Source organism: bacterium endosymbiont of Bathymodiolus sp. 5 South, assembly GCF_900128535.1.
Lineage (GTDB): Bacteria > Pseudomonadota > Gammaproteobacteria > PS1 > Pseudothioglobaceae > Thiodubiliella.
On the sequence record NZ_FQTR01000063.1, the window covers coordinates 1 to 11,447 of the forward strand.

Annotated in this window: 5 protein-coding genes, 1 pseudogene and 1 CRISPR repeat array; all 6 genes and pseudogenes read right to left on the reverse strand. The window is 36.5% G+C overall.

Going from position 1 to position 11,447, the window contains the following annotated elements:
- The first annotated feature begins 147 nt into the window (after positions 1 to 147).
- A CRISPR array of direct repeats spans positions 148 to 3,823; the repeat unit is 37 nt; unit sequence GTTTCAGTTGCTGGTTGTTTAGGTTATGATGTGCTGG.
- Between the two features lie 248 nt (positions 3,824 to 4,071).
- Positions 4,072 to 4,677, reverse strand: a complete 606-nt coding sequence (gene cas4, locus BBROOKSOX_RS06830; protein WP_180323898.1) for a CRISPR-associated protein Cas4 — start codon at positions 4,675 to 4,677, stop codon at positions 4,072 to 4,074.
- A complete protein-coding gene (cas2, locus tag BBROOKSOX_RS06835; RefSeq protein WP_139660472.1) occupies positions 4,637 to 4,945 on the reverse strand; it encodes a CRISPR-associated endonuclease Cas2 in 309 nt (102 codons plus the stop codon). Before cas2 ends, cas4 begins: the two co-directional genes overlap by 41 nt.
- Before the next feature lie 4 nt (positions 4,946 to 4,949).
- Positions 4,950 to 5,936 carry a CRISPR-associated endonuclease Cas1 gene (cas1, locus tag BBROOKSOX_RS06840; RefSeq protein ID WP_139660473.1) on the reverse strand — a complete coding sequence of 329 codons (987 nt, stop codon included), beginning with the start codon at positions 5,934 to 5,936 and terminating at the stop codon, positions 4,950 to 4,952.
- Positions 5,921 to 6,619 carry a Fic family protein gene (locus tag BBROOKSOX_RS06845; RefSeq protein ID WP_139660474.1) on the reverse strand — a complete coding sequence of 233 codons (699 nt, stop codon included), beginning with the start codon at positions 6,617 to 6,619 and terminating at the stop codon, positions 5,921 to 5,923. The genes cas1 and BBROOKSOX_RS06845 overlap by 16 nt, the downstream gene beginning before the upstream one ends.
- Positions 6,619 to 11,244, reverse strand: a complete 4,626-nt coding sequence (gene cas9 / locus BBROOKSOX_RS06850) for a type II-B CRISPR-associated RNA-guided endonuclease Cas9/Csx12 (protein WP_139660475.1) — start codon at positions 11,242 to 11,244, stop codon at positions 6,619 to 6,621. Before cas9 ends, BBROOKSOX_RS06845 begins: the two co-directional genes overlap by 1 nt.
- Positions 11,245 to 11,277: 33 nt before the next feature.
- Positions 11,278 to 11,447: pseudogene (locus BBROOKSOX_RS12090) on the reverse strand (UDP-N-acetylmuramoyl-L-alanine--D-glutamate ligase); the annotation flags it as partial.

Genomic DNA, 11,447 nt, shown 5'->3' on the forward strand with positions numbered 1-11,447 from the left:
ATAAACAAATCAGGCTTCAAATTATACCAATACTCTAAAGCCTCATAAGGCGTCCTTACCTTAATCTCTTTTCTAAGTCCACCATGTCCACGATTAAAATTATAAAAAATCAAAAACTTGTTCAAATGATGCTATAAAGGTAACAATGTTTCAGTTGCTGGTTGTTTAGGTTATGATGTGCTGGCCAATTCTTTCTTTAACTGCCTTTGTTTGATTTATGTTTCAGTTGCTGGTTGTTTAGGTTATGATGTGCTGGAGGAGCAGGAGAGGACAAAGCAATATCATACCCGGTTTCAGTTGCTGGTTGTTTAGGTTATGATGTGCTGGAACTTCAGGCTCATCAAGTGAAAACATTAAAGTGGTTTCAGTTGCTGGTTGTTTAGGTTATGATGTGCTGGATAGGACACCCCGCTAGCATGGGATATGGTTTTGAGTTTCAGTTGCTGGTTGTTTAGGTTATGATGTGCTGGGAACACTAGGCTTAGCAGGAATAGCAGGCTTGGCGTTTCAGTTGCTGGTTGTTTAGGTTATGATGTGCTGGAATAAAACAGTTCATGAAAACTGCACAAATGGTCTTGTTTCAGTTGCTGGTTGTTTAGGTTATGATGTGCTGGCATTGGGAGAAGTTTAATGGTGCTCAGGATAATCCGTTTCAGTTGCTGGTTGTTTAGGTTATGATGTGCTGGAAAGAAGGTCGTAGAGGCAATTAACAGGATACCGAAGTTTCAGTTGCTGGTTGTTTAGGTTATGATGTGCTGGTTATTCTTGACTCAAACAATTCAAGTATTTATGAGTTTCAGTTGCTGGTTGTTTAGGTTATGATGTGCTGGGGTCAAGTTTCTTAAATAACTTATCATAATACTTGTTTCAGTTGCTGGTTGTTTAGGTTATGATGTGCTGGATCCTCGTAAAGTTGTTGCTGGTTCGTTCCTTAGTTTCAGTTGCTGGTTGTTTAGGTTATGATGTGCTGGTCTATCGACTAGTAAAACACTCAAAAGGCGCAAGTTTCAGTTGCTGGTTGTTTAGGTTATGATGTGCTGGGACCATTATCATCACCTTGAATGGGTTCACGCTCTGTTTCAGTTGCTGGTTGTTTAGGTTATGATGTGCTGGTCATGTCCATGGCGCAACGCGATTACACATCGGAGTTTCAGTTGCTGGTTGTTTAGGTTATGATGTGCTGGGTTGGGTTTGGCCGCATTGACTGCAGCAGGTTTACTGTTTCAGTTGCTGGTTGTTTAGGTTATGATGTGCTGGAGTCTTACGAGTCCAAATTTTAGGAACACCTTGCGTTTCAGTTGCTGGTTGTTTAGGTTATGATGTGCTGGGAATCTCGGCGTTGCAAACACGAGGGACACTCACGTTTCAGTTGCTGGTTGTTTAGGTTATGATGTGCTGGTGTCTAAGCGTTCATCTAAGCGAGTCTTTCGCTCGTTTCAGTTGCTGGTTGTTTAGGTTATGATGTGCTGGACTTAGAATGGTCGGGACCGTCAGAAATATCAATGTTTCAGTTGCTGGTTGTTTAGGTTATGATGTGCTGGAAGGAAATAGGACGATTATAGATTGAGTGTATCTTGTTTCAGTTGCTGGTTGTTTAGGTTATGATGTGCTGGGATCAAGTTTTTTAAATAACTTATCGTAATATTGGTTTCAGTTGCTGGTTGTTTAGGTTATGATGTGCTGGAAAACCCGTCGTCCTCATTATCATGCTCTCATCTTGTTTCAGTTGCTGGTTGTTTAGGTTATGATGTGCTGGTTGCGCACAAATTTCGCGAACCTTGAGACGCTCAGTTTCAGTTGCTGGTTGTTTAGGTTATGATGTGCTGGTTGGTAGGATGACTACTCCTATCTATCCGATAAGTTTCAGTTGCTGGTTGTTTAGGTTATGATGTGCTGGTTTCTGTAGTAACTTTTAAAATCTTTCCAGAAACGTTTCAGTTGCTGGTTGTTTAGGTTATGATGTGCTGGAGCAAAGTGGTGCGATAAAGACAGCGACTTGAAGTTTCAGTTGCTGGTTGTTTAGGTTATGATGTGCTGGTCAAGCGAAGATCTAGGAAGAGAGTTAGTGATTTAGGTTTCAGTTGCTGGTTGTTTAGGTTATGATGTGCTGGGTATCGTGGGTTAATAAAATAACAGATAAGAAGAGGTTTCAGTTGCTGGTTGTTTAGGTTATGATGTGCTGGAAATGAAACATGACGATGTAATAACCTACTTGCAGTTTCAGTTGCTGGTTGTTTAGGTTATGATGTGCTGGGTGGTGTTAAATTCGTTCCAGTTCGTTAAATGTGTTTCAGTTGCTGGTTGTTTAGGTTATGATGTGCTGGAGCCTTGGGTCTCCTAAATCTGCGGTTACAAATGGTTTCAGTTGCTGGTTGTTTAGGTTATGATGTGCTGGAATTAAACAGAGGCGGAACCGCCAGTAAACTAGAGGGTTTCAGTTGCTGGTTGTTTAGGTTATGATGTGCTGGTTAAATAATTTTGCGTCTCTAAGCATGCCTGTCAGTTTCAGTTGCTGGTTGTTTAGGTTATGATGTGCTGGCCTTCCACCATTGTTGGAAAACTTCGCTCTAATGCGTTTCAGTTGCTGGTTGTTTAGGTTATGATGTGCTGGAGGGCAAGAGGATGTTTTTAAGAATTATCCTAAGTTTCAGTTGCTGGTTGTTTAGGTTATGATGTGCTGGGAGCAACGTGCTTGGCAGACTGATATGTCAAATAGTTTCAGTTGCTGGTTGTTTAGGTTATGATGTGCTGGTACCGAGCCACATATCGAAACCTCGTTTGAAGGGTGTTTCAGTTGCTGGTTGTTTAGGTTATGATGTGCTGGATAATAGAATCATGAAAGAGTTTACGACTAAAGGTTTCAGTTGCTGGTTGTTTAGGTTATGATGTGCTGGAGGGAAGTAGGACGATTATAAATTGAATGTATTTTGTTTCAGTTGCTGGTTGTTTAGGTTATGATGTGCTGGAATCATATAGCCATGAATATGGCCATGTTCAACGAGTTTCAGTTGCTGGTTGTTTAGGTTATGATGTGCTGGCATAAATGTTGTTGTTGAGGCAATGTCATATATTGTTTCAGTTGCTGGTTGTTTAGGTTATGATGTGCTGGCATCAGAATCGTAAGGATTACGAAACGCTTGAATGTTTCAGTTGCTGGTTGTTTAGGTTATGATGTGCTGGAGTTTATGGAAATCACGAGTAGCGACAGTTTCATTGTTTCAGTTGCTGGTTGTTTAGGTTATGATGTGCTGGTCATTCACTGCGTCTCTGATCATTTGACACTGCGTTTCAGTTGCTGGTTGTTTAGGTTATGATGTGCTGGAAGCGAGCCATCTTGAGGGAGATGGTCAGGGTCATGTTTCAGTTGCTGGTTGTTTAGGTTATGATGTGCTGGCGTCCTACTTCCTTCGCCCCCCATGATTTTCCTGAGTTTCAGTTGCTGGTTGTTTAGGTTATGATGTGCTGGAATACATTGCCCACAAGGGATTTTTAAACCGGATAGTTTCAGTTGCTGGTTGTTTAGGTTATGATGTGCTGGAAACACGCTTGGAAGAACGCTTAGACAATTTAGAAGTTTCAGTTGCTGGTTGTTTAGGTTATGATGTGCTGGATCATATAACCATGAATGTGGCCATGCTCAACAAGTTTCAGTTGCTGGTTGTTTAGGTTATGATGTGCTGGAAATCAATTTGAAATAACAATCAAAAATAAAATGGTTTCAGTTGCTGGTTGTTTAGGTTATGATGTGCTGGTCAGAAGAAGACTTTTCCTTAACAGGAGGGATGGGTTTCAGTTGCTGGTTGTTTAGGTTATGATGTGCTGGTCTGGCTTAAAACCCTTATCTAATAAGGATTTTAAAGGTTGAAAAATTGATGTTTTTACGAAGTTCATAAAAATATTAAAAAGTGTTAAATTTTGCGAAGTTTTTTGTTATAATTTCCACTTAGTGCCAGCACATCATAACCTAAACAGCGATGCACTGAAATCATCTAAAATAAATTTTGACCCGATCTCTGTATTGCACATATCGGGTTTTTTATTGTCTAAAATTCAGTGAGGATATTATACCATTCACCGATCATTACAATGGTTTAAATATTCACATTGTGTGCATTGTGCGGGGGTTGCGGGGCTATCTGGCATATAAGAATTGTCTAAATCAGATAAGATCTTATCTCTAATTATGACCACTTGTTGGATGCGATTTTTATCGAAATTAATTTGATGTGTTTTTCCTTTATTCTCATACAAAATAAATCCTATTTGACAGGGTAGATTATATTTTTCTTGCAGTAACAACCCATAAGCTGTGAGCTGCAAAATTTGCCCCTTCATTGGCTTGTTGCCACCTAATTTAAATTCTATTGGGTAAATATTTTCTTCATCATTTAAAAAGCTATCAACCACACCATGTAAAGCAAAACTATCAGAAGTGACAAATTCATCAAATGTTTGTATGGCATGTTCTAAGTTAAAGCGTTTTAGGGTACGATGTTTAAACACTTTTTGTTGTTTTTGGTGTAATTCTTCTCCTTGTTTTACCCACTGTGGTCTTTTGGGATTGAGTTTTAACAACTCTTGAAAATAAGGAATTCTAGGGCAAAAACAATATTGGCGAATAAGACTAATTGGCAAACTATAAGACATAATACTCATGGGGATTTCTAGGGAAATCATCTTTGTCATAACCAATCGAATTATTTTGGTTAACTTGCTCTGAGAGTGCGACTCTGGCGATAAAGGCTTTATCGGTTTTCTGACAATACTCTTTTAACAATCGTTGGACACTGTCTTCTTCCGCCTTGTTTAAATGCCCCCAAAATACCGATTTTTGGATGGGTTTAAGGCTAATATCTTTGAGTTTTTTGAATAGTTTGGTGCGATTTTTGCTGTCTTCAATATCGTAGGCCACCATTACTTCATTGTGTAATCTTGCTTGAGCCATAATTCTACCACCTAAACCGATAAGATTTGTATTTTTTATCAGCGGAGAAATACCCTGCCAAATGATAAACTTGCCTCTGTAAAATGCTTTCAAGACGCATTTTTCGTTTTCTGTAATGGTATTTAGTGTTGAAAGTTTTGTGAATATCTGTAATGATTTTCTTTTTTATGGCAGGCGTTAAATCACTTTTTCCATTTAATTGAGTGCGTAATTTAATTACCGTTCTATCCACCACCCAAGCACGATATTCTTCCATTATATCTAAAACCAACGAGGGTTTGCCTGCTCTAGTAGTATGTAAAAACCCACAATAGGGCTCTAGCCCAGCATTTAAAAGTGCATTCCAAATATAAGAGGTTAGAATCGCATAACCATAATTTAGTGCCTTATTGCCCACATCTTGCGCTTGCCGTCCAATTCTATTTTTAAAATCATTTGGCATTAAATCACACGCCACTAAACACTGCCAATATTGCGAGGCTGCCTGCCCTTCTAATCCTAATAATATTTCATTCCATTTATCAAAATCTTGCCATTTTCTACATTTTATTTGTGCAAGAATGTTGTTTAATTGTTCAGCCGTTTTATCAATAGTCATTTTATGAAGTTGATGATACTTTTTAAAATAAAGTAATGTTGCACGCTGATTTTTAATTTTTCCTTCGATAACCAATGCTGACAAAGTTGCCACTTTAATGGTTTTAATAAATTCAAACTGGTTTTGCCGAACACGCACCACAGCGTGTTGTTGTGTGCCTGAAATACTGGCAATAGTTTCATTTTTAAAATCCTGAATGAAAAATTTAATGCCTCGATTAGCACAGGCAATAATCACATCAGAGGAAAAACTCACACCTCGTTTGGCAATTTGCACACTTTTTAAACGATTAAGCGGATATTCTTTAGTAACGCCCGCCTCTTTAACAGTGAGACATTCGCTAGTGACACCAATAAACTGACCGTACTCACTAAGGGTTAGATGGGCGTGCATTGTTCATTCATTATTTTTAAATGTTGAGGATTGAGGCAGGACAACATTAACGCACGCATAGGTGCTTCATTATTACTAGGGTAAAAATCCAGCATTAGTTGGTTAAACTCTAACTGTTTGCTGGCTGGTAGATTGATCACTGGCAAGCCATTTGTCAATAAAACGCCATTCATCATCAATCTACCTGTGCGTTTATTGCCATCGTAAAAAAATTGAATGCGTGCCATTTGCAAAAATAGGCTAATGGCGTATTGATAAATACCATCGGTATTGTTGGGTATGGGTTCTTGTATCAATTGTCGCCATAAACCCGTTAATCCCCCCTGTTGAGGGGGTAAGTAATCGGTACCAGCAATACTCACACCTCCTGTTCTAAACTGCCCCCAAGTGAGTGCCTCTTGCTGTGCAACTTTTGCCTGTAATTGACAAGTAAACGCCGCTGATACCTCAAAACTCCCCTCTTCAACTGCTGCAAATAAAAACTGCCACGCCTTAATTTGATTGGTTGCTATCAATTCATCCGTTTGCCGATGCCCACCCACCGTTACCCCGTCTAACAAGGTTTGCACCTCAGGCAAAGTGTAATTCACTCCTTCTAAATTCACAGCGTCATATACCAGTTCGCTGAGTTGTTTTTTGGCGAGGAATAGGGCCTTTTTTGGGTTTGGGATAATGGTTGGCATTATTTTATTGGCGTGCCTTTTTGATAAGCATCCTGCAGTTCTTTTGAAAACCTTGTTCTATAGAATATCTTTACATTATCTACTTGATTTTCTACAACGAACTTATACACACAACGGTGTGTCTCTCCACTGTCTCTAGGTATTGGTATTTTATTATTTTCAAAAAACTCCTTAAAATCAGCACTGCACTTTTTATTTTCTTCTTTTTTAAAAGCAATAGAAATATTTGGCTGGATATTGTTATGGTCAATATTGCCTAATTGACACATTTTCTCAAAAATATTCCTTTCAATAGACAAACTTATATCCACCCTTTTTGACTCTGCTAAGGTTAAATAAACATCTTGAACGCTATCAGTGCTTAAAATTACTTTCCTTGTATTGCCAAATTTTTCTACTAAAGCGCCCTCTTCTTTCTTTTTTATCTTTGGCTTTTTTTCTTTTCCAATATAAGCAACATTTGAACTATCATTAAGTTTTGGGTGGAAAGTAACACCTTTTTCCGAAAGATCTATTGCTCCATTCTCACCTCTTATAAAGCCGCAAGCGTAACCACCATTTGCAATACAACTAACTTGATAAACCGTCTCACCCGTTAATGGATTTTTTCGTTTAATCCTAAAGCCGCCTGAAGGTGCACTTACTACTGGCAATGAATAATCTTTTCTAACTTGTTTATGACTACTGTCGTTTTTAATCTTATCCGTGTGAAAAAAATCTTTAAATAATTTTTCCCAACTTGATTGAGGAATTAAATCTATCGTTTTTTTAAAATCCATACCAAAAGATTTTTTTAGTCGTGCATTATTCTCTAATATTTTTAATTTTGCTTCTGTCTTAATTTTTTTGTTAAAAACACCTGTGGGAATAATGCTAAGTTTTTTATATAACTCACCCTTATCATTTCTTTTAAATAAATGCGTCTGTAAATAGTCTATTTCCAACCCACTCTCTTGAGATAAACTCTGCCAAAAATTAAACATTCCTGGGTTGTCAATTTCCACTTGCTCAGGCTTGGGTTTAGACTTATCAAAACAATCTTCTAATGTGATTAAATTATCATCACAATCTTTAATTGGATGTTTAATTAACGCCTCCCATTGAGCCTTGGCAGGCAATGTTAATTTTGAAACTTTGAATTTTTTATTGTCTAATTCAGCAATGAAATTTTTTTTATATTGTCCTACCAGCAAAACATCTTTAATTTTCTTTTTCTCAACGCTATAACGCAGTTTTTCCAATTGTTGTGCCTGTTCGATTTCAACCTCATTACAAACTTCTTTGGTGCATTTTTGTAAATGAGTTAGGGCTTTGGTTTTATCAATTGACAGATATTGATATTGCCAATTATCAGATAACTTTCCTATAACTGGTTTTTTTGCATTCTTCTTGCCTGTATATAAAAATGGCTTTAACAGCTCAAAATATTCATTGTGCTTGGCTTGTTGTTTTTCTTTGGCTCTGTGTAATTTTTTGTTAAAGTCTTTAACTATTTTTGTAGGTGTTTTTAATGGTTCTATTTCATGGCAATTATCTAATGCAAAACCATAATAAAGTTTTTCATCATCTAACAAAATAGGCATAAATCGCTCACCATACAAGCCATCTTTAAATATTTGAGTAGACTCTAATTTTTTACGATATTTGGGTTTGCGTTTAATGTGCATTACTTCTGTATTTTTAGGCAATAAATCTTTCAACCATTGCCCTTTTTCACTGAGTTCTACGGTATTTGTCGTGGTCAACTCCTCAGAAATTTTTGCATTTTGTAAGGCGGTGGCAAGCACTAAAGATGCATCTATCACATGAGAAAAAGCCCCTTGTTTTTCTTGTTTTTTAAATGCCACATCATACTCACCCAACACTGTGCGTAATTGACTAACTTCTTGGGCTGGTATTTGATAAGTTTTAACCTCTATATTCGGATATTCTTCTTGCAACAAAATCCTAATTTTTTTGCCTAAATAACCCTGTGTGCCATTGACAAAAGTTTTATATCGAGTATTTAATAGTGGGAAAGTTTTACTATCTAATTCAGAAATAAATAACGCATGACGCAAATAATTTTGTTCTTTGAGTTCTAAATTATGAAAACTGACTGAGTCATTTTCATCCAAACTCCTGACAAAATCAACAATACTTTGTTTAATATTGCTTTCATCAGTAAAAACTTCTCTTAAATATCGGGGGTTTAATTGCTCAAATGAATAACGACTATCTCCTTTATTATGGTTACCAGTACCCGAGCAATAAATTAAATTTGCTTCTGAATTAAATACCACATCGTTGTATCTTTTTGATTGGCTTTGAGGAATAATATGGTCTATTTCACCTATGGTTATTACATCTCCTGTGTAAGGACAGAGGGTATTTTTTTTAATTCTAGTGTCTTTATCTTGCCATTGTTTTTTTTGCTTTATCAGCCCCTCTTTTGTCTTATCTTTTGTTTTCTTTTTAACATTCTCAACTCCTTTAATATCGTGCATATCTTGCTCAAATTTAAAGCGATTTTGTTCCATAAAAATTGGCACAAATAAAGGATCGTTGTTATCAATATTTAATGCTTCTATTTGCTTGATTTTCATTCTGGCAATTTCAATCGCTTGACGACTGATAATTCTGTCTAACAAGCCATCAAACGGGCGAATACTGTCAGCGGTTAGACGCACGGCATTAGATCTTTCAATCTTCTCCACTTCGCCTGATTTGGTTAGAATGTCAAGCACTTGTGTTTTATCTCGCCATGCATTTTCCTCGGTATTAAATCTATCAGTTTTACTAAAGCCACTAATTTCACCCTCTAAATGATTGTAAAGTTGGGCGATACTATAAGGGTTGTTGTATTTATCTGGTGTATTGTGTTTTAAAAATTTTGCAATTTTTTGAGCGATTAAATTGGTATTTTCAATCGCTTTGATGACATCTTTATGTTCATCTTTATAGTTATTCCATCTGGCTTCTTGCTTCTCACTAACAGTATTTTTTTGCAATACATGCTGGCGTTTGCTAATGGTTGAAACAATATAATTAAAACTATTGCCATATTCTTTGCGTGTTTCCTCTATTTTTCCAGCAAGGCTTTTCATTGTCGTGCGCTTTACATTTTCACCCCAACACTGTTGAATGAAGTCTTCCACCTGTTCTTCAGTAAATGCTTCCCTTAAAATGTGTCCGACTAATTTATGTCGAATCTTGCCTTTGTGTGGTGGATTGGTTTCACATTTAAAAAACAAACTTCCTTCAAACGCCCATAAGCCTTGCTTGGCTTTTTCAACTTCTGCATAATATTTTTTTGCCAATGCAATCACATTGTCTGCTTGGTGGTTGCTGTGTTGATTCAATAATGCCCTTGCGTTTTTCGCAGTTTCTGTGTTGCTATCTTGAACATTCCAACGCAATTTATAAGGATCTAAAACGAGGGTTCTATCTAAAATCCTATGCAGTGTATCTGCCAATATTTGCCTTGATTTGGTTTCTCCTTTTTGCGGACGAGCATTGTCTTCCAAGCCCTCGCTAATATCAATATTTTCAGTAATGTGGATTTTTATTGATGGCAAAATATAATTATCTGCCAATGATTTGGTAATTTTTTCCCAATCTTTTAACTGTTTATCTAGCGCTTTTGGGTTTAGCCTAAGGGTTAAATCTTTAGGTGGACGGCGATTGTTTTGATCTTCATAAGGTGGGATGGTTTTTTTAGGATCTAACGAAGTTAAAATATCTAAAATATTTGGTGTGCTTTTTAATTTTAATATTGCCTGGCGGTTTTGTTTTTCATTTTCTTGTTTAGCGTGCCAACTTCTTACCCATTTAAAGAATAAGTTGTGTAATTTGTCGGGCAGCCAAATATCACCCGATTTCATTTTCTCATCATTAAAATATTTGCGCAATATTCGTAATTGCAAATTGCAAATATTGCCAATTAAATGAGTAAGTTTATCGGCGGTTAAGTCATTAAATATAGGTTGCAATAAATCAGAATCTTGAATATCTTTTTTAATATTTTCTAAATAGATTGTTCGGTATTTATGTCCTTCATCCCCTTCCTTAATTTGTGTCTTTAAAACAGTTTTAATATTATTATAAGCATCGGCAAACTCTTGTTTATTTTCTTCTACTGCCTGTTTTGCCTCATTTTTTGATAAAGTTAAAATTTTTTGCAATCCTCTTGCTTTATCAATATCATTTGAAATAGCTAAAAACTCAATATAAAAACTATCTTGATTTTTAAAAAATTCAGGATGTTCTTTAATAAAATACTTTGCTACAAAGGCTTGTTTGATCAAACCTTCGTCCAATCCTTCCACTAAATAAGTATAACCGCGACGATTTAACAAACCATTTAAATACTCAGATTGTGCTTGATTGGTTTTAATCTGATATTCATTTAAAACAAGTTTTAACAAGCGTTTAGATAATTTACTGCGTTTACTAGCGCGAATTTGGTGACGCTTTTTCGTTCTACCTGCTTGCGACCAAGTGATATTAGTGCCATCTATAACAATCGTCTTTCCTTGAATATTGCCACTGGTTGTTGGGTCTTCACCTTGTTCAAAATGATTAAGATAAACCCCTGTATTTTTCGCCCCCATATCAATGGCAATTGGTGAAATAATTTTGCTCATAGTTTAAAGTCCTAAATAATAATTTTTATTGGATTATACGCCCCAATTATTAACACAATCTTTAAACACCCGCCCCCGCTGTTCAAAATCATCAAACATATCAAAACTCGCACAAGCTGGGGATAACAAAATTGCACCCTTGTCAATTAAGGTACTGGCAACATTAACCGCTGCTTCCATAGAGTTGGCATAGGTAACTTTTG